This is a genomic window from Haloarcula sp. H-GB5 (genome assembly GCF_054850705.1).
Map to the genome: position 1 here is coordinate 1,320,046 of NZ_JBTWBG010000002.1, position 18,200 is coordinate 1,338,245.

The 18,200-nt window shown below is 62.0% G+C and carries 17 protein-coding genes; 5 read left to right on the top strand and 12 right to left on the bottom strand.

From position 1 onward, the window contains the following. Positions 1–323: 323 nt before the first annotated feature. Positions 324–1,979, bottom strand: coding sequence for a tRNA uridine(34) 5-carboxymethylaminomethyl modification radical SAM/GNAT enzyme Elp3 (locus ACYJ11_RS14765; protein ID WP_461648309.1), 1,656 nt, complete (start codon positions 1,977–1,979; stop codon positions 324–326). 107 nt (positions 1,980–2,086) lie between these two features. On the opposite strand from ACYJ11_RS14765, the gene ACYJ11_RS14770 reads away from it, so the two are divergent. Both ACYJ11_RS14770 and ACYJ11_RS14775 read left to right on the top strand, forming a co-directional pair. Next, on the top strand, positions 2,087–2,221 hold the full coding sequence (locus tag ACYJ11_RS14770; protein WP_461648310.1) for a hypothetical protein: 135 nt from the start codon (positions 2,087–2,089) through the stop codon (positions 2,219–2,221). 360 nt (positions 2,222–2,581) lie between these two features. Then, positions 2,582–4,474, top strand: coding sequence for a methyl-accepting chemotaxis protein (locus ACYJ11_RS14775; protein ID WP_461648311.1), 1,893 nt, complete (start codon positions 2,582–2,584; stop codon positions 4,472–4,474). A 3-nt stretch (positions 4,475–4,477) separates the two neighbouring features. Here ACYJ11_RS14775 and ACYJ11_RS14780 read toward each other — a convergent pair whose 3' ends face one another. From ACYJ11_RS14780 to glmS, 7 genes are all read right to left on the bottom strand, one after another. Next, positions 4,478–4,966 carry a cupin domain-containing protein gene (locus ACYJ11_RS14780; protein ID WP_461648312.1) on the bottom strand — a complete coding sequence of 163 codons (489 nt, stop codon included), beginning with the start codon at positions 4,964–4,966 and terminating at the stop codon, positions 4,478–4,480. A gap of 40 nt (positions 4,967–5,006) precedes the next feature. After that, positions 5,007–7,208 carry a DHH family phosphoesterase gene (locus ACYJ11_RS14785; protein WP_461648313.1) on the bottom strand — a complete coding sequence of 734 codons (2,202 nt, stop codon included), beginning with the start codon at positions 7,206–7,208 and terminating at the stop codon, positions 5,007–5,009. Positions 7,209–7,272: 64 nt separating this feature from the next. After that, complete coding sequence (locus ACYJ11_RS14790; protein ID WP_004592637.1) at positions 7,273–7,536, bottom strand: hypothetical protein; 264 nt, start codon at positions 7,534–7,536, stop codon at positions 7,273–7,275. Positions 7,537–7,562: 26 nt separating this feature from the next. Further along, entirely contained in the window at positions 7,563–8,195 is a 633-nt protein-coding gene (locus tag ACYJ11_RS14795) for a YIP1 family protein (RefSeq protein ID WP_461648448.1), read from the bottom strand. Between the two features lie 152 nt (positions 8,196–8,347). Beyond that, on the bottom strand, positions 8,348–8,926 hold the full coding sequence (locus ACYJ11_RS14800) for an NADPH-dependent FMN reductase (protein WP_461648314.1): 579 nt from the start codon (positions 8,924–8,926) through the stop codon (positions 8,348–8,350). A gap of 109 nt (positions 8,927–9,035) precedes the next feature. Beyond that, positions 9,036–9,197, bottom strand: a complete 162-nt coding sequence (locus ACYJ11_RS14805) for a hypothetical protein (protein WP_461648315.1) — start codon at positions 9,195–9,197, stop codon at positions 9,036–9,038. A 136-nt stretch (positions 9,198–9,333) separates the two neighbouring features. Next, positions 9,334–9,780, bottom strand: a complete 447-nt coding sequence (gene glmS / locus ACYJ11_RS14810) for a methylaspartate mutase subunit S (RefSeq protein ID WP_005534263.1) — start codon at positions 9,778–9,780, stop codon at positions 9,334–9,336. 247 nt (positions 9,781–10,027) lie between these two features. Between glmS and ACYJ11_RS14815 the strand changes: the two genes are divergently transcribed. Next, positions 10,028–10,567: a GNAT family N-acetyltransferase gene (locus ACYJ11_RS14815; protein ID WP_461648316.1), complete on the top strand. Its 540-nt coding sequence runs from the start codon at positions 10,028–10,030 to the stop codon at positions 10,565–10,567. A 68-nt stretch (positions 10,568–10,635) separates the two neighbouring features. On the opposite strand, the gene ACYJ11_RS14820 is transcribed toward ACYJ11_RS14815, so the two are convergent. The 3 genes from ACYJ11_RS14820 to ACYJ11_RS14830 form a co-directional block, all read right to left on the bottom strand. Then, the gene (locus ACYJ11_RS14820; protein ID WP_461648317.1) at positions 10,636–11,643 is read right to left on the bottom strand and encodes a sodium:calcium antiporter; all 1,008 of its coding nucleotides are present in this window, start codon (positions 11,641–11,643) and stop codon (positions 10,636–10,638) included. A 47-nt stretch (positions 11,644–11,690) separates the two neighbouring features. Further along, the gene (locus tag ACYJ11_RS14825) at positions 11,691–12,626 is read right to left on the bottom strand and encodes an HhH-GPD family protein (RefSeq protein ID WP_461648318.1); all 936 of its coding nucleotides are present in this window, start codon (positions 12,624–12,626) and stop codon (positions 11,691–11,693) included. Positions 12,627–12,749: 123 nt separating this feature from the next. Beyond that, complete coding sequence (locus ACYJ11_RS14830; RefSeq protein WP_461648319.1) at positions 12,750–14,615, bottom strand: sensor histidine kinase; 1,866 nt, start codon at positions 14,613–14,615, stop codon at positions 12,750–12,752. Between the two features lie 158 nt (positions 14,616–14,773). Between ACYJ11_RS14830 and ACYJ11_RS14835 the strand changes: the two genes are divergently transcribed. Next, complete coding sequence (locus ACYJ11_RS14835) at positions 14,774–15,100, top strand: hypothetical protein (RefSeq protein ID WP_005534254.1); 327 nt, start codon at positions 14,774–14,776, stop codon at positions 15,098–15,100. On the opposite strand, the gene ACYJ11_RS14840 is transcribed toward ACYJ11_RS14835, so the two are convergent. Further along, positions 15,097–16,380 carry an MgtC/SapB family protein gene (locus tag ACYJ11_RS14840; protein WP_461648320.1) on the bottom strand — a complete coding sequence of 428 codons (1,284 nt, stop codon included), beginning with the start codon at positions 16,378–16,380 and terminating at the stop codon, positions 15,097–15,099. The two genes, ACYJ11_RS14835 and ACYJ11_RS14840, sit on opposite strands and share 4 nt — an antisense overlap. Positions 16,381–16,784: 404 nt before the next feature. Between ACYJ11_RS14840 and ACYJ11_RS14845 the strand changes: the two genes are divergently transcribed. Beyond that, entirely contained in the window at positions 16,785–18,197 is a 1,413-nt protein-coding gene (locus ACYJ11_RS14845; RefSeq protein ID WP_461648321.1) for a histidine kinase N-terminal 7TM domain-containing protein, read from the top strand. Positions 18,198–18,200 lie beyond the last annotated feature (3 nt).

Below are 18,200 nucleotides of genomic sequence, written 5' to 3' on the forward strand. Positions count from 1 at the left end.
GGGAACGAATCGCCAAGTAAGGTCCTATTATCGCGTTTACCGTCCGCTACCGCCAGTTCTAGTCTAATAAGGGGCGAACCCCAACATTACAGGTAATGGTCTGTTCGGCACGCCCGGACCACAGGGCTGGCGTGTCGGTATACATATAGTACCTCAAACGGCGACCGTTCTTTCGGTCGTCGCCTGAGTTCTGCCGCGCGATGAAGGCAACTCTCGGCTAGCCAGACACACAACAGCGCAGTTCTGCAGCGATGCCCTATCGACAGGACAGTCAGTCCACACGTCCGAGGATGGCAGAAGGAGAAAATCAGGTCGAGCGGCTATCAGAGACGCTTGCTCACGTATGGGCCGTCCTGCTTGTACCCCAACTTCTCCCGGTAGTACTGTCGGACACCGATACCGGAAATGACAGCCAGTTTCGGGAAACCGGCATCACGGGCCAGTGTCTCTGCTTTCTCCAGCAATCTCTTCCCGTAGCCCTTGTGCTGGTGGTCCCCGTCGTCGCCCTCCTGGCCGACGCCGACGGCGTTGCCGTAGACGTGGAGTTCGCGAACGATTGCGGCGTCCTGTAGCTCCCGGCGTACCGGATCGTTGGGGAACCGGAGCCGACAGAAGCCGACGAGCACGTCGTTCTCGAAGTCTTCGAAGGAGATGAAGTGTTCCGTGCCGCCACAGGCCTCGTAGGTCATCACGTCAAGTTCGATGTTCTCGGCCTCGTCGTCGCTGTGTCCGGCCTCCCGACAGCGGATACAGTCACACGTCCAGCCGTGTTCTTCCATGCGCTGCCAGGCGAGCTGGCGGAGGTTCGACTTCCAGACGCCGCCCTCGATGAAGTCCGCCGGGATGTCCCGCTGGACGCGCTGGAGGCGGGTGTAGCGGGGGATCATGTCCTTGATTTCGGCGACTAACTCGGCGGCCTCGTCGTTGTCCAGCGGGTCGAACTCGTCTTTGCGCCACCAGTCGTAGGTGACGGTTCCCTCGACGATCAGCGTCGGGTATATCTTCAGATAGTCCGGCCGCCAGTCCGTCTCGTCGAAGATGCGTCGGAAGTCCTCCAGACACATCTCCTTGGACATTCCGGGCTGGCCCGGCATCATGTGAAAGCCGACTTTGAACCCTGAGTCGCGCAGGCGGCGGTTGGCGTCGATGGAGGCCTGGACGCCGTGGCCGCGGTGCATCTCACGGTTGATGCGCTCGAAGGTGGTCTGGACGCCCACCTCGACTTTCGTGGCGCCGAGGTCGAGCATCCGGTCGATCTGTTCGGGATCACACCAGTCGGGCTTCGTTTCGAACGTCGTGGCGACGTTGCGGACGTCAGCGGTCTCGTTTTCCGCGATGACATCCTCAAGATACCGGAACTCGTAGTCGTCTTCGGCGAAGCTCACGTCCTCTGCGGGCGTCGGCTCTCCATCCACGTCGAAGTCGTTCATCGCCTCTAGGGCTCGCTTGACGAACCACTCCTGATAGTCGTGGCTCCGAGCTGTCATCGTTCCGCCCATCACGATGAGTTCGGCCTTGTCGACGGGGTGGCCGATTTCCCGCAGTTGGTTGAGCCGGAGGGTCACCTGTCCGTACGGGTCGTAGTCGTTCTGTTCGCCGCGTGCGGCCGCGGGCTCGTGGCCGGTGTAGGACTGGGCGGAGGAGAACTCCGAGTCGGGACCGCCGGGACAGTACAGGCACTTCCCGTGGGGGCACCGCTCTGGCGATGTCATGATCGCGATAGGGGACACACCTGAGGCGGTCCGAACGGGCTTGCGCTGGAGGACCTCCTCCAGCACCTCGCGGTGTTCCTGTGGCGCGTAATCGAGCAGTTCGGAGTTTTTCGGCACTTTCGGTGCGGAGTACTCCCGACAGACGTCGATCTTGGCTGATTCGACATCGTCGCGCTCGACCTCGCCTGCGAGAATCCGGTCGACCAGCTCCGCACACACCTGCTGGAAGGTCTCTGTCTCGTCTGGGTCCGGCGTCTCCGTGCTCATCGGCGTTGTGCGAAATCGGCGTCTCGGCCGAATAAGCGTGTCGCTCGGGTATCGTCAGCGACAGGGGTAGCCGTGGGGTTCATTGTGCTGTCACACCAAATAGACATATGAGCGGTGATACTGACGACACTGGAAGCCTCGACCGCCCGACCTTCCGTGGCTGTGTGTTCTGTTACAGCGCAGAATGGGCGTACTACGGAGCCAAGAAGGCAGCCAGGTCCGTCTCGTCACCGGATACGTAGGGCCCGTCGAATTCCGGAAACAATCCGGGGCCATCTGACCTCTGCCGCAGACGCCCTCGTTATTTTGAGTGATACTGCGGGTAAGTCACTACAGGTTGACCAAAGCGTGAGAACGACCGTCGATACGTCAATGCTGGTGTTGACGATCCGCTGTATTGTGAGCGGCCGGTAACACGGCTGCCGCCCAGAGAGCGGCGACAGACTAATTTCTAGAAACGACGACCGGTTCTCCGGCCACGACGGACGCACCGAGCGACGCTATATTCCTCCAATAAGGGGGTGAACGCGACGATACCGCAGTTCAAGCATTGATAATCCGCACGAAAGGGTTAATTTGCGGTACTCAAAGGATGTGTACGTATGGCACAGCCAACGGGAGATATCGGGCATACAACAGGCAGCAATCCGAGCGTAGCCGAGCGGCTGGAGAATTTCGTATCTTACATACCAGACGGCTCGACAATCCCGGACAAACAGTGGCGCAACCGGCACCGGAGTGTGGTGCTGGTAACATTACTGCATATCCCGTTTCTGTTCGGGCTTGGTATCTACACTGGGTCAACACCGATAGCTGAAGCGCAAATCCCTGCTACCGCGCTCCCTCGGGTCTTGTTACTCTGTGGGGTTGTGTTTGCCCTGTCTGCAGGTAGTCTCATCACTCGATTCAGGCGGCGAATCAGGACGATACTCTCAGTCACGGCGGTGTTCGTGTCGTCGCTGGCTCTCGTCCAACTCTCTGGCGGTTATATCGAGGCCCATTTTCACTTCTTTGTCGGGATGGCGATCGTCGCTGTCTACGAGGACTGGGTCCCGTTCCTGTGGGGACTGGGGTATGTAGTTATGACCCACGGGTACTTCGGGACCATCGACCCGAGTCGCGTCTACAACCACACGGCAGCGATTAACAACCCGTGGGTATGGGGGCTCATCCACGGTGGGTTCGTCCTGATGCTGTGTGTCGCCCTCGTAAACAACTGGGTGTCAACCGAGCGGTCACGCGAGAAATCCCGAGCGCGTTTCGAAGAAGCCGAACAGCGTGCCTCGGAAATTGACGATCTCCAGGCCAAGCAAGAAGAAATAGAGCAGCAACGCGCTGAGGCGAAGGAGGCCCGTGAGAAAGCGGAGCGCAAGATGCAGGAAGTCGAGCGGCAAAACACTGAACTGCAGGAGACGGCCAGCAGATTCAGTGAGGCGATGGCGACCGCGGCCGACGGTGACCTGACGGTTCGTGTCGATCCCGACAAGGCCGACAACGACGCGATGGCCCGGATCGCCGAGTCGTTCAACAAGATGATGACGGAGACGGAATCGACGATGGAAGAGATACAGGCGTTCTCAGAGGAAGTCGCGTCCACGAGCGACCAGGCCACAGCCGGTGCCAACGAGGCAACGGGGGCCAGCGAAGACATGAGCGAATCGATTCAGGGCATTGCCAGCGGGGCGGACGAGCAACGGGAAATGCTTGAAACCGTCTCCGGCGAGATGACCGATCTGTCGGCGACCGTCGAAGAGGTCGCCGCCTCCGCCGAAACCGTCGCAGAGCGGTCCCGCGAGACAGCCGAAATCGCTGACGACGGCGAAGAGACAGCACAGGAAGCGATAGCGGGCTCCCGTGAGGTCCAGACAGCGATCGACTCGACAGTCGAAAACGTGGAGCGACTGGACGAGAAGATGGCCGAGATCGGCGAAATCGTCGAACTCATCGGCGACATCGCCGAACAGACGAACATGCTGGCCCTGAACGCCAATATCGAGGCTGCACGGGCCGGAAACGGGTCGGGCGGTGACGGGTTCGCCGTCGTCGCGGACGAGGTCAAACAGCTAGCCGAGGAGACGCAGGACTCTGCGACCGAGATCGAGCAGCTCATCGCGGAGACGCAGGCGCAGACCGAAACGACGGTGACGGAGGCACGTGGGGCCAAAGAGGACATGCAGGAGAGTACAGAGGCCGTCAAAGAGGTCGTCGACACGTTCACGCAAGTGGCCGAGAACGCCGAGGCGACCGACAACGGTATTCAGGAGATCAGCGATACGACCGATGACCAGGCCGCCACGACAGAGGAAACTGTGTCGATGGTCGAGGAGGCCGTGGACATCAGCGAGGCGACCGCCGCGGAGACCGAAACCGCGTCGGCGACGGCGGAGGAACAGGCCGCGTCTATGTCGCAGGTCAGTGCCAGCATCGAATCGCTCGCCGAGCAGTCCGAGCGACTCCAGACGATGCTCGCAGAGTTTGAGGTCGGCAGCCGCTAAGGCTCACTCCTCCCAGTACTCTTTTTCCGCGTTCATATCGAGATACGTCGACAGCGTGCGGTCTGCTTTCTCGCCGCCCGGGGGCGACCCGGCGTACAGTCCGACCATCTCCCGGTCGGGGTAGACGGTGATATCCGGCTCTTCCATCGTCGAAACCATCAGCAGTCGGAGTTCGGACTCGCCGGCTTCGATTTCGTGGGCACTCTTCTCGCCGGCCGGGAGCGCGACGTAATCGCCCGGACTGAGTGCATGTTCCTCGGCCTCGGGGCCGAGCCAGAGCGTTCCCGTCCCATCCCGAACGAATATCGCTTCCTCGTTGCCCTCGTGATAGTGGCGCACCCAGAGTCGCTTGCCCGGCGGGACGGTATAGAGGCTTGCGCCGATTTTTTCCCCGCCGGCGGCGTCACCGATCTGTTTGCGCTTGAACGTCCGGTCGCCGTGTTCGTGGTCGGTCCAGTCGAGATCGGCTTCGTTGACGGGCCCGTCGCTCATGCCCGGTCAGACTGCGGGCGGAGAGAAAAAGTCTGCTACGTTACAGTTCGTCGGCCAGCACGTCGAGCGTGGCGTCGAGGACGGCCGGGCGTTCGCCGGCCAGGTAGCGGATGGTCCCCTCGCGGACGCTCCGCGTCGCGACGCCGCCTTCGGGAACTCGCTCGCTGACTTCGCTGACTAGCTCGTGCAGGTCCAGATCCCCGTTGGCACGGACGTACATCGTGTCCGTCGAGATGCCGAGCACGGCGTCGCTCTCGTCGCGAACGTCCCGGTGGAGTTCATCGAGCAGGAGCGACTCCGGCGGGAACTCGTACTGGTGAGTGAACGCATCCGTGTCGAGCACGGCGATGTCCACGTCCCCGACGGTCCGGTGATCGAGGTTAGCCCGAGCTGTGGACACCTCCTCGTCGACCTTCTCGCGGAACTGCTCGGCGATGTGGCCGGCGAGACCGCCCACGTCCTCCTCGTCGTCACCGAACACGAGGTCGGTGATGAGTTCGCGCTTGTCCTCGTAGGACTGGTAGTGGGCTTCGAGCGCGACGGCTTCGCGGAGCTCCGACACCGCGGTCTCGTCGTAGCCGGCCTCGCTGGCAGCCGCAACGTAGGGCTCCGGGATGTCCTCCCAGAAGCTCACGGCCGGGAGGTGCCCCAGGTCGCCGCGAACGTCCTCGTTGACGTGTGCGGCCACGTTGGCCGCGAGCGACGTTGAAGTAGTCTCCGAAACGGCGTCGGCCGACGGTGAGACGACAGCGTCAACCGTGTCGACGACCGCGCCGTCGACGTCGATGTCGTCGATGACGACACTCGGCGCGCCGTAGACGTTCAGCAGGTCGAAGCCGTCGAGGCTCTCGCGCGTGCCGCCAGCGGCGACGAAGACGAACAGCGGGAGCTTCTCCTCGTGGCGCTCCCGGTTGTCCAGCATCGTCGTCGTGTCCTTCGTCGCGTCGTCCATGTCGTAGACGCCGCCCTCGATAGGTCGCCGGTCGAAGTAGTGGTACTTCGCGTCGGCGCGGCGGTGCTGCTCGGTGACAAGCGGGAGCGCGGCCCGTTCGAGGGCGCTGCCGGCGAGGTAGCCGTCCGCGGTGTTGGCGTGGCGGACGATGACCGGTCGGTCGGTCAGCACTGCCTTCCGGATCTGGGTCGCCGCTTCGACCAGTTCCTCGGAGAGCGCCGCGACCGCCGTGTCGTCGGCGAGCGGTTCGGCCGTGTCGGGTCGGGCTTCGTCGTCGAGGGCGTCGGCAAGTCGCTGTTCGACTTCCTCGCGTTCCTCTGCTTCGAGCACGTCGAGTTCCTCGGTTTCGACCTGCAGTTCGCCGCGACGCTCGCGGACTTCGCCCGACAATCGGATGTAGTCGTCTTCTTCGACTTCAGGATAGGCACGAACGCCTGCTTCGACGAAGGCCGCGCAGTCGACGGTGCCGGTTTCGTCCTGTAGTTCGAACACCGTCGGTCCGGAGGTCTGCCGAATGCCGACGACTTCGCCCTCCAGTCGAACGTCCGCACCGACGTGGTCGTCAAGGTCGCCGATAGCCGCGGCGACCGGTTCGGCGGTGGTCGCTTCGTCCGTCTGCTCGTCGCTCTCTGCGTCGGCTTCCTCGTCGGATTCGGTCATGACGGCGGTGTTCGACCCGCTGTCGTTGCCGCCGACGGCCGCGGTGCCCTCGACGCGGTCGTCGTCGCTGGCCCGGCTGACAGCACCGGCGCTTGTGGCACTCTCGGATTCAGACTGGCTTGTGCCGGAGTCGTCGTCCGCACTCGATCCGTCGTCGTTCTGGCTTGTTGACTCGTCGGCTGTCGATTCGGACTCGACCTCGCCGGAGCCGTTGTCGGACTGCACCTCGTCGTCGTCGTCTTCGTTCTCAAGCAGGACGGAGTGGCCGATGTCCGGGTCGTCGACAAGGACGCCGCGGAACTCGCGCTCGGACTGGCGGATCGACCAGCCGAGGTCGACGTTGCCGTTGTCCCGTACGTTCTTGACCTGGACGTAGACGGTGTCGCCCGAGTCCCAGTCGAGGGAGTCGAGCCGTTGGTCCAGTTCGCTCCGGTGGAGCAGCCCCGTTACGCTGTCGCCGATGTCGACGAACACGCCGAACTCGGCGAAGCCGTCGACACTGCCGCGGTAGTAGCGGTCGACCGATAGCTGGTCGGCACGAGACCCGCGGAACTCGAACAGGGCGTCCTCCTCGTGGAGGTCACAGATGCGTCCTTCGACAGATTTGCCGCAGATGATACACGAACCCATTACACGGTGCAAGCATGTCGGGCCTAAAACGGTTGTCGAATTCCGGACGAACGAAACAGGTCCGCTATTCGAACATCTCGCTCTCCTCTTCCAGCAGTTCGAGCCCTGATGCGACCGCTTTCGCCTGTTCCGGGAACAGGGCAACCTCGATTTCGCTCCCCTGTTCGTCTTCGAAGGCAATTTTCACGCGCTTGTCGCCGTACTCCCGAACGTCGACGCCCTCCACGTCGTACATCTTGATCGTCGCTTCCTTGTTCGACGGCCCGACGCTCTTGAACGCTCCATCCTTGAGTTCCAGCATGAACTGGTCGATGTCGATACTGAGCATCGTGTGGAAACGCACGCCGGCGGACCCTAAAACCCGTAGTCAGCAGCCAGTACCAAGAGGGCCTGGAAGCCGCGGAAGCCGTAGCCGAAGATAATCGCGGCCGGGATGGCCCCGACGATTGCGGCGACCGGAAGCCGGATATTGTGGATCACGGCGGTGCCAAGCAGGTACAGCCCCGCGCCCCAGGCGGTGACGAGTACCCGGACCTCGGCGCTGGGCAGGCCCGCCAGCAGACAGGGGGCCATCGCGTAGCACATCACCTGCACGGTCTCACTGACGCCGCCGCGGTCCGACGCGGCGGGGAGCAACAGCAGGGTCTGCAGCGCCGCCGTTAGATGCACTGTCGCCGGCGTGACGAACACCAGGATGGCAAACAGCGCCAGCACCGCGACGCCGGGCGAGAAGCCGCCGATAGCAGGGTAGTCAAACGGCCCCGTAGAGAGGAGTCCCCGTTGAGCCAGCTTGACGACGGCGTAGCGGCTCACTTCCTCGAAGAGGACGACCGTCGCCGCGAACACCAGCCCCGGTGCCTGGTCGCCCGGCGCGACGCCGGTGCGGAAAAAGCGCCGCGGACGGCTGAGTATTTCTACCCACGCACGCACCAGCGCGACTGGCCCGCGGTCCCGGCCACCGGTCGGATTCTCGACCCACTGAGTCACGCTGGGAACTTGGGCGCGGGACGGTTTGACCGTTTCCTTCTCTCGGTCAGTGGCCCCGTCCGGCTCGGACACGCACAGCGGTCCTCACAGCTAATCGTCCGCTCCTTCGAACCGAACGCTCACAGCTCGGACACGCATAGCGGTCCTCACGGCTAATCGTCCGCTCCGATATTCTCCGTACTCTCGAAACACGCCGGGTCCGGCTCGATGTTCGCGTACTGGACGGCTTCCTCGCCGAGGGTCATCACGCGTTTCTCGATATCGGCGTCGACTATCTGGCCGTCAGCGATGTGGTTGCGCGCCTTCGGAATCGCAGCTTGGTGGGGGATAACCCAGCAGTTCAGTGCCCGGCAGACCGAGCGGAGGTGTTCGAGCGCGGTGATCGGAAAACCGCCGCCGGCGACCGCTAGCAACCCGACCGTCTTGTGTTCGAACTCGTCGAAGCCACAGTAGTCGAGTGCGTTCTTCAGCACGCCGGAATAGGACCCGTGATACACCGGCGTCCCCAGCAAAATCGAATCAGCTGCGTGGATGCTGTCAGCGAACTCGACGGCGTCGCCTGCCTCGCGGTGGTCGGCATCGAACACCGGCAGGTCGAACTCACGGAGATCGAGCAGTTCCGTCGTCGCCCCCAACTCCTCGGCAGCGGCGAGCGCGCGCTCGACACCGACTCTGGTGTAGCTCTGGTCTCTGAGACTGCCGACGACACCGACGACGTGTGGTTCGGACATGGCGGCTCTATGGAGCGGGGCCGGTATATCGATGGGGGTGACGAGGCGCACCGCTGGGCTCGGTTTCCCTGCCAGTTTGTCACGACTACGGCGGGTACCTGGCCACCGCTCAGTTGTCGTGGTACACGTAGAGGAGGTTCGGATACGGGATGTATGCGACGCGTTCCAGTCCGCCACCGCTGACTTCCTTTTTCAGATGAACGCCGTTCGATCCTTCGACCACGTCGTGAATGTTCTTGATTTCGGTGCCGTCACTCAACTCAGCTGTCATGTGTGACATTAAATCTCATACGCGCCCTGGTCGTAAAGCACCCCGGGCTGTGCGTGGTCGACGACACCAGTGGCTGAGAGTATCCCGGATTACGCGTGGCTCGCTGGCGCTAGCGGCTGGAAAAGGAGTCCACAGCTCAGGAGCCGAGTTGAATCTTCTCGGACGACGCCTCCTCGCGGGAGCGGTGGCCGAGGTCCGCTTTCAGCGCCTCGATAGCCTCCTCCGGGTCGGTTTCCGAATCAAAGACCCGGTCGAAACCGAGCGCTTTGAACGTCTCGCGCGTCTCCTCGAAAGAGTCCTGCCCGACAGCGAGATTGCCGCCGATGTAGGTCGTCACGTCCAGCCCGGCCTCATTGATCTGCTGCTGGAACCCCTGGCAGTCCTGCTCGGCGTGACCGTACAGTGACGAGACGAGTATCGCTTCGGCGTCGTGTTCATCCGCGGCGTCGATGAACTCCGACTGGGACGACTGGACACCGAGGTTGATTACGTCGAACCCGGCCGCTTCGAAGGCTCGCTCCAGAATGGTAATCCCAACGACGTGCGCGTCGGAGCCGATGACACCGAGGATGACTGTCCTCATACAAGACCACCAATGGGTGTCAACTACATAAACCTAATGATAAACCATTATAGATTATGCGAACAGTTCACACACCGGGGAGAGGATATTAGCCATGATAGCACAAACAGACCGATAGACACACATCTATGGTACGCGACACGCCTCAGCCTCTGTCCGAGCCTCGGGTACTGCGCCGCCTATCGCGCCAGTCCACACACTGTGGCACCCGCTTGGAACCACCCATCTGTCCGTCGTCGGGACACGCATGACGACCATCCGCCGAGCCTTCGACGCCGACGCCGACGGCATTCGTCGGGTCGCGCGGGCGGCGTGGCACGATGCCTACGACTCGCTTGATTCCGACGTCATCGACGAGACGATATCCGACTGGTACGCCGACCCGCTGGGCAGCGCGCTCCACGGATGGGCTGGCGGCGTCCCCGCCAACGACCTCGACGACATCGAGGCGACGCTCCTGGTTGCCGAGCAGGACGGCGAAATCATCGGCTTCACACAGGGCATCACCATGCACACGATGGGGACGATGCTGCGGCTGTACGTCCACCCGGACCACCACGGGGAGGGTGTCGGGACGGCGCTGTACGACCGACTCGAAGACATCTTTCTGGAACACGGCGTCGAGCAGTTCCGGGCGCTCGACCTAGCCTCGAACGACCGGAGCCGGGAGTTCTTCGAGAACCTCGGCTTCGAGCGGACCAAGACTCGGACACTCACCATCGGCGGCGACCCCTACGACGAGGCCGTGTATTCTCGCGAGCTGTCGCCCGAGGACGGCGACGAGTAGGTCTGCAGGGCGGTCCCGAGAGCATCTAAGGGACACTGAACCACCAGTGACAGCACTGTGGCCCCGCCTCAGATGCCACTGACCGTCTCGATGAGCGCGATTGATTCGAGGGCCATCCAGCAGACGAACACCACGTACAGACCGAGCAGCGTGTACGCCTCGCGGTCAGAGAGTTCGAGGTCCGTCCGGATGAACACGATGAACACCAGCGTGGCGAACCCCAGAAACCCCATCGTCGGAATCGCCACGAGGAAGTCGATTGTCGCCCGCCCTGCCAGGAGGACGCCGACGGGAATCGCTACCAGCAGATTGAACGTGTTGCTTCCCAGGACGTTCGTCAGGCTCGTGACGCTGTCGTCGTCTTTCGCCGCCCGGATGCTGACGAAGGCATCGGGAAGGCTCGTGCCGGCGGCGATGACTGTCAACCCCCAGAGAAACGTCGGCGTGTCGAAGATGACACCGAGGGAGAGTGCGCCCTGGACCATTCCCTCGACGCCGACCGTGATGACGACGAGACCAATCCCTAGCATTCCCCATTCCCGGCCCGGCCGGACGCTGTTAGTTTCGTTCGCGACGTGCTCGCTAGCGTCCTGCTGGTGTAAGAAGACGTAGATGCCGTAGGTCACGAGCGGGATGGCGGCGAGCGTCGGGGTCAGGATAGCCGCCCGATTGGTCCCACCTGGGACGTACGTCGCTCCGAGCGCGAACACGATGAACAGGATGAGGATGCTGATGACGTAGAACTGGGCGTCTTTGTGGACGATATCGCGCGTGGACCGAAGCTCCTCGCTCGAAAGCGCCGCGAGGGCCGGGATCACGAGGAGATTGAATATCGCGCTCCCGACGATGGCACCGACGCCCAGCGAGAACTCGTCGTGGACAACGGTGCTGATGACGACCGAACTGATCTCGGGAAAGCTCGACCCGACGGCGACGACGATTGCGCCGTGGACCGCCACCGGCAACCCGTAGTACCTGCTCAGCCGTTCCGCGGCCCGCTCGAAGTACGTGCTCCCTTTCCAGATGACAGCAGTTGCGACGACGATGAGGGCGACCGAACCAAGCAGGCCAGCCATTGTGGACGTATTGACCGCATGGGTTCAAGGGTGTATGCCACTCGCGGTCAGCGCTTGAGGCGTGCAAGGAGGCCGTCGTCGGTGTCCTTGACAGCGACTAAGCCGTCGTCCGCAAGGTCCTCCAGAAGGCCGCCGAGCCACTCCCGGCCGTACTCGCCGTCGGGGGCGTAATCGACGCGCACACGCGGACCGAGCTCGTCCAGTCGCAGTTCGTCGTACTCCTTGAGCGCTGAAATGACGCGGCCGCGCATCTGTCGGCGGCTCCCCTCGAACTCGGGCTGGGTCGGGACATCCGGCGCGGTGAAATCGCCCGTCTCGTAGGCGGAACACCACTCCCGCCAGGGGCACTGTGCGCCGTCACAGTCCGGCGTCTTTTCACAGGCGACACCGCCCAGTTCCATGATGGCGTTGTTCCAGACCCGTGACTGCCCCTCGGGCATGAGCGTGCTCGCGGCCGTCTCGAACGCCGAATCGTCGTCCGGCACGTCGAAGGCCCGATACAGGACGCGTTTGACGTTCGTATCGACGACGGCGTTCCCGTTGTTGAACGCGAAGGAAGCGACGGCGTTGGCGGTGTATGGGCCGACGCCCATCAGATCGCTGAGGCCGTCCGGGTCCCGGGGCCACTCGCCGTCGTAGTCCTCGACCACTTGGTTGGCCGCCTCGTGGAGGTACTTCGCCCGGTTGTTGTAGCCCAGCGAGTGGCTGGTCCAGAAACCCACCACGTCCGAACGGTCAGCCTCGGCCAGCGCCGCCGCGGTCGGCCAGCGGTCCAGAAAGTCCTCCCAGGCGTCGACGACCCTGTCGAGCTGGGTCTGCTGGCTCATCACCTCGGAAACGAGGATCTCGTAGGGCTCTGTCGTCTCCCGCCACGGGTACGAGCGGTGGTCCGCCTCGTACCACTCCACGAGCGCGTCCTGGACAGCCGACGGGTCCGCGGGCACGCCGCCCGGACGGTCCGTCGCTGTCGACTGGTCAGTCATACCCCCGTTTGGCTCCGTCCTGATTTGTGCGTGGCGGTCGTTGCTGCTCGTCGAAGACCGTGCGTCTGGAAAGAATCATCGCCCGAAGTAGACTCCATCTCCCAACAAGCACAACCGATAGTGTCAGTCGTCAGCGTCGGATCGTCCCCACTCGAACTCGGTTCCGTACCAGTCCGGCTCGTCCTCGCTGAACACGTCCGCGAACACGAACATCGCGCCGTCGGGGTAGGTCGTATCGATGTACACCCGCCAGCCGTGGGCCTCCGCGATGGTCTTGACGATAGAGAGGCCGAGCCCGGTTCCGTCCTCGCTCGTCGTGTGGCCGTACTCGAAAATGTTGTCGACCGCGTCGGTCGGTATCCCAGGCCCGTCGTCGGCAACGTAGAAGCCGTGTTCCGTCAGCCCGACCGTGACAGTCACGTCCGGGCCGACGTGGTCGATGGCGTTTCGAAACAGGTTCTCGAGGGCTCGCAGTAGCCGTGCCCGGTCAGCATCGATGGTTCGGCTGCCCGCGACTTCGATGCTGGCGCGTTTGTTGTCGATGTTGTCCCACGCATCGGTGACGACGGCCTCTAGCGGTACTGGAGCCGTCTCCTCGACGCTTGCGCCCTTTCTCGTCAGCGTCAACACGTCGTCGATTATCGACTCGATACGGTCGTGTGCGTCTTCGAGTTTCTCGATGTGGGACTGGAGGTCGGCCGAGTCCGTCTCCGGGTCCGATAGCCGCGTCGCCAGCAGTTCGACGTGGCCGCGGGCGACCGTCAGCGGGTTCCGGAGGTCGTGGCTCAGCGTCGACGCGAACTCGTCCAGCCGCTCGTTCTGGCGTTCGAGTTCGTGGCTCGACCGCTCGGCCTCTTCACGAGCCGCCTGCGCCTGTCGGATCTGACTCCGGAGCGTGTCCCGCATGTTTTCGAAGGCGTCGTACAGCCGCCCAATCTCGTCCTTCCGAACTGTCGAGATGTCGACGCCGAGGTCACCCTGTTTCATCGCCTGCGTTCGGTCGCGGAGCTGTACCAACGGTCGCACCGTGTGCCGTCCGAAAAGATACCCTGCGACGCCCAGTGAGACGACTGCCGTCCCGATGACAGCGAGAAATCCCAGACGGACGAGTCGGCCTGTCCCGTACAACGACTCGCGCTCAGCGCTCGTCGCGACCACCCACGACGTGCCGTTGACGGGTGTGTACGTTGTGACATGGGACCCAGTTTCGATAGTCGTTGTTTGGCCCGCTGTTGCGGCCCGGAGGCCGTCCTGACTGATCGGTACGGAACTGCTCTGACCGTCAATAAGCGGGTCCCCGTCCCCGGTGAACAGTCGCGTCTCGAACCCGTTGCGCCCGTCGTCCAACTGCTCAATTGGGACCCGGGCAACCAGCACTAGTACTCCGTCGCCATCGGAGACGGGCGTTACGAACGCCATCGAGTGGCCGTCACCGTCCGCATATGCCGTCGATTGTACTACTGTCTCGGTATCTGTGGTGTCGTTCATCGCCGCCATCACGGGAGACTCCCACGCGGGTTCGACCGCCCACGGTGACCGGCCTTCTGTACTCGTCCCAGTGCTCGCGATGACTATCTGAGAGTCGTCAACGGTGGAGACGTAGTGGAGCGAACGAATCTGTGACGACTCTGCCGTGGCTGCTGTGGTAAGATACTGTCTGATATCTGCGGGCGTCCCAGTGCCGTACACCCCTGAGGCTGCGATAGCGATTGCCTCCGTCTCGGTGGTCGATCGCCACTGCTCGATACTGTCGGCACGATGCGTAGCCGACGTTTCGAGGTCCATCACCGCGTCGCTGACGACCCGTTCCTGTATCAGGGAGTAACTACCGAAGCCGACGGCTGCGAGTACGACGATGATTACTGCCAGCGCGACAGCGAACTTCGCCGCGTAGTTACGCGTGTACACGTCCGGGAGGACTGCGTGAAGTCGCTCTCGCAGCCCGTCGGACTGGCTAGACGCTGCTGTCTTGTCCCCACCACCTGTCATTATCTGATCTGAATCTGTCAGTAGTTGACCGCTACCCATCGTTATGTTCAACCCATGATATAATTTATCATATGTAATACTCGCAGGGACACGTGTTTCGAGGGAGCGGCCCCAGACGAGTCGTAAGGGGTTTCCTCGCGCTCATCGTCCCCTTTCGTATGAGCCTCGACGATCTACAGGATGATATCGAAGCGGCGTACGGTGACTTCGACGACGAGTTCGAGCTGTCGATCGACCGCGAGACGCGTAACGAACTCGCGATGCTGTCAGTCGCACTCGACCCGGACGACCCGGACGAACTCATCAGGCGCGCGGTGCATATGCTGTTTCAGTCGACGGTCGACCGTGGAACGCTGGATTTCCACCTCCGGTCGAGTTACGACTGCACGTACGACGAGTATCTCTCGGGAATGACTTTCGACCAGATGACTGGGAACGACTTCCCCCAGCAACAGGACAAGGACGACCGGCGCTACCAGTTTTAAACGAAGAGCCCCAGCGCCAGCACCGTTGCAACACCCAAAACCACCGAACTCCAGAACGCGACGCGCGTGGCGAAGGCTCGGTTCGGTCCCGGGGCAGTCAACGCTGCTTTGACCATGATACTGGCCGCCGTCGCGGCGAGGATAGCAAGCATCGCCGTCGGCCCGTCGATAGCGCCGCCGCGGTACAGCAACACGGCCGAGGTCGTCGCCCCGGCGCTGGAGACCAGTCCGCTGAGCGCCGACGTGATGTAGAGACCCGTCGTTCCGAACTGCGTCTCCGCGAACCCCCCAGCGACCACGACCAGCAGGAACACGCCGCCAAAGGCAAGTGCATTCCGTAAGGAGAACGGGCTTTCAAGACCCATATCGACTGTCTCAGCCCAGTCGGCGGTGTATGCAGCGACGGCGACGCTGCCGACGATAACGGCCCCCAGTGGAATGATTGCCTCTACCAAGACGCCACGCTCGACCGTGAAGAACACGGTAATGAGAAGATTCCGGAGCGCCATCGCTGCGTCGGCTAGCAGAATCGCGGCAACGGCATACGAGGTTGCGTCCGGCCGCTGTCGGACGTGGTCGAGCATCGTGCCGACGACCGCCGTCGACGACGCCAGGCCGCCGAAAAAACCGGTGACGGCGATGCCACGACCGCCGTACGTCTGGACGATAGCGTAGTTGACGATGCCGATGCCGGCGACGAACACCACCATCAGCCAGATAACGCGCAGTTCTACGGTCACGTCGACCAGTCCGCCGGGTAGCTCGACCGGTTCTGATGGGAGCAGCGGGTAGATGACGAAGGCGATGATGGCGAACTCCGTCGCCGAACGCAGTTCCTCGCGGGAGAGTCCCCACGCCAAAGAGTGGAGTTCCCGCTTGAGCACCAGCAGCAGCGACGAGAAGACGGCAACCGAGACGCCTTCGAGGATGAACCCCTGTGCAACCAGCGCCCCGACGCCGTAGGCGACGAGCATCGACACAAACGTGGTCAGTGACAGCCCATCGTCTTCGGCATCGCCGAGGAGCCCCTGCACTGCGAGCAAAATCCCTTGTACGATGACCAGCACGCCACCGACGACGAGCAGTGCCTGATTCTCGACCAGCGTAAACACCGCGGCGAGCAGGCTAATCAGCGCGAACGTCCGAATGCCGGCCGACTTCTGTGACCACTCCCGCTCTAGCCCGAGAAACATCCCGAGCGCCCCCGCAAGCAGGATTCGAAACACAGTCGTCTGAATCGGCTCCGGGGATAGTTGCAAGAGGGTCGACATAACACACATACGTGTGATATTAGTTAACGGTTGGTGGTGCTATGGAGTCTTTCCTGGCTGCTTGTACGGCGAAGATATCCGCGACATGGTAACTGCCTCATCGATCTATCCGTCAGGGCAGCGTATCCGCCGGAAACTGCCTCTGAGTTGAGAATCCCACTGACATGAAATAGGCAGTGTGTCCCGCCAGCGATCGGGGTCGAACCGCGTTACCACTTACCTCCGCCCGTAGCCAATACAGACTACCATCAGTTTCCAATACCCCATCCTCACAATTATCAATAAATGAATTAGTAATCCGAGTTCTTGTTTCTTATTTTCTGCTATCTACAACACGAACGGCCGATTTCTACACAATATGTGAGTGCCCGATCGAGATCACTCAAATTTGATAGACAGAGGGAAATTATAAAATGACCCTAAATCAACTCTGGCGTGTGGGATTAGCGCCAGGCATACCAACGTGGGTTCTCCTCATCGCATTCGGTATAAACCTGGGGATCGCTGGCATTGCGATTCGCCGGAGGGGAGTCCGCGGAGCGGTCCCGCTCGCCGCCATAATGGTCTGCGTAGCAGTTTATTCGCTCGGTAACGGCGTTCTGGCGGCAAGCACGACACTGTCGACGTACCGGACCGGCCTCCTTGTGAAATACCTCGGGGTGCTCGGACTCGGGCCAACGCAGTTCTGGTTCGGGCTGACATACAGCGGCCGGGAATCACTCCTGACCCGCCGACGCTGGGCGCTACTGCTTGCTCCGGCGGTCGTCATTTTGGGGTTTGTCGTGACCGCACAGTCACACGACCTGCTGTGGACCCTCGACGGGTTCGTGCAGGGACCGCCGCTCGCGAGCCCGGAGCGCGAGAACGGCCCTGTCTTCTGGTTTAATCTCCTGTACCAGTACACTCTGATAGGGACGACGTACGTCATCGTCGGACTCTTCGGACTCAAGCGAAGCGGCCGGTACCGAACACAGGCGACGTTGATGTTGCTTGGCGGCATTATTCCGCTGATTGCGAGCGTGGTGTTCATCTTCGGCAGCGGTCCGATGGGGTCCGCCGACCAGACGGCGTTCGCATTCACTTTTACCGGGATCGTCTTCGCGATCGCGCTCTTTCGCTTTGACCTCCTTGACCTGATGCCCGTCGCGAGGCACACGCTCATCGAAGAAATGGCCGACCCAGTCTTCGTCGTTGATAAAGACGAACGGCTTGTCGATATAAATGAGGCTGGGGCAGACTTCCTTGATGATGAAAGGGCGACAATCGGCCGGTCCGCATCCGAAGTCATGCCGTCCTATGACTCGCTCCCAGACGGCGACGGCAGTGCCGACGCCGATGTCATCATTGAGGCTGACGGCGACCCGCACTACTTTGATATTAACCGTTCGACACTCACCGACCAAACTGGCTCAATGATCGGACACCTGCTCATCTACCGTGACGTGACCGATCGACGTATCGCTGAGGAGCGGTTCCAGCGCCTCATCGAGCGGTCTTCGGACATGGTAACTATACTGGACGAAGACGGGAATTTCACGTACGTCAGCCAGCCGGTCGAGAAGATACTCGGATACGAGCCGACCGAGCTGGTCGGTGAGAACGTCATCGAATACGTCCATCCCGACGATAGACAGGGTGTTGCCGAGGATTTGGACAAGTACGTCGATGATTACGGCTACTCCGGCACGTACGTCGTGCGATTCCGCGACGCAGCGGGCAACTGGCGTTTCATCGAAGCGCGCGCAACAAATCTGCTTGCCGACCCGTTCGTCGAGGGCATCGTCCTCAACTCCCGAGACGTGACCGAGCAACTTCAGCGGAAGTGAAAA

What these genes read in the sequence shown, in the direction of transcription:
- ACYJ11_RS14845 (WP_461648321.1), top strand. Translation starts at nt 16,785, where the DNA reads ATGACCCTAAATCAACTCTGGCGTGTGGGATTAGCGCCAGGCATACCA.
- ACYJ11_RS14830 (WP_461648319.1), bottom strand. Translation starts at nt 14,615, where the DNA reads ATGACAGGTGGTGGGGACAAGACAGCAGCGTCTAGCCAGTCCGACGGG.
- ACYJ11_RS14815 (WP_461648316.1), top strand. Translation starts at nt 10,028, where the DNA reads ATGACGACCATCCGCCGAGCCTTCGACGCCGACGCCGACGGCATTCGT.
- ACYJ11_RS14785 (WP_461648313.1), bottom strand. Translation starts at nt 7,208, where the DNA reads ATGGGTTCGTGTATCATCTGCGGCAAATCTGTCGAAGGACGCATCTGT.
- ACYJ11_RS14775 (WP_461648311.1), top strand. Translation starts at nt 2,582, where the DNA reads ATGGCACAGCCAACGGGAGATATCGGGCATACAACAGGCAGCAATCCG.
- ACYJ11_RS14820 (WP_461648317.1), bottom strand. Translation starts at nt 11,643, where the DNA reads ATGGCTGGCCTGCTTGGTTCGGTCGCCCTCATCGTCGTCGCAACTGCT.
- ACYJ11_RS14825 (WP_461648318.1), bottom strand. Translation starts at nt 12,626, where the DNA reads ATGACTGACCAGTCGACAGCGACGGACCGTCCGGGCGGCGTGCCCGCG.
- ACYJ11_RS14765 (WP_461648309.1), bottom strand. Translation starts at nt 1,979, where the DNA reads ATGAGCACGGAGACGCCGGACCCAGACGAGACAGAGACCTTCCAGCAG.
- ACYJ11_RS14800 (WP_461648314.1), bottom strand. Translation starts at nt 8,926, where the DNA reads ATGTCCGAACCACACGTCGTCGGTGTCGTCGGCAGTCTCAGAGACCAG.
- ACYJ11_RS14805 (WP_461648315.1), bottom strand. Translation starts at nt 9,197, where the DNA reads ATGACAGCTGAGTTGAGTGACGGCACCGAAATCAAGAACATTCACGAC.
- glmS (WP_005534263.1), bottom strand. Translation starts at nt 9,780, where the DNA reads ATGAGGACAGTCATCCTCGGTGTCATCGGCTCCGACGCGCACGTCGTT.
- ACYJ11_RS14840 (WP_461648320.1), bottom strand. Translation starts at nt 16,380, where the DNA reads ATGTGTGTTATGTCGACCCTCTTGCAACTATCCCCGGAGCCGATTCAG.
- ACYJ11_RS14770 (WP_461648310.1), top strand. Translation starts at nt 2,087, where the DNA reads ATGAGCGGTGATACTGACGACACTGGAAGCCTCGACCGCCCGACCTTC.
- ACYJ11_RS14835 (WP_005534254.1), top strand. Translation starts at nt 14,774, where the DNA reads ATGAGCCTCGACGATCTACAGGATGATATCGAAGCGGCGTACGGTGAC.
- ACYJ11_RS14780 (WP_461648312.1), bottom strand. Translation starts at nt 4,966, where the DNA reads ATGAGCGACGGGCCCGTCAACGAAGCCGATCTCGACTGGACCGACCAC.
- ACYJ11_RS14790 (WP_004592637.1), bottom strand. Translation starts at nt 7,536, where the DNA reads ATGCTCAGTATCGACATCGACCAGTTCATGCTGGAACTCAAGGATGGA.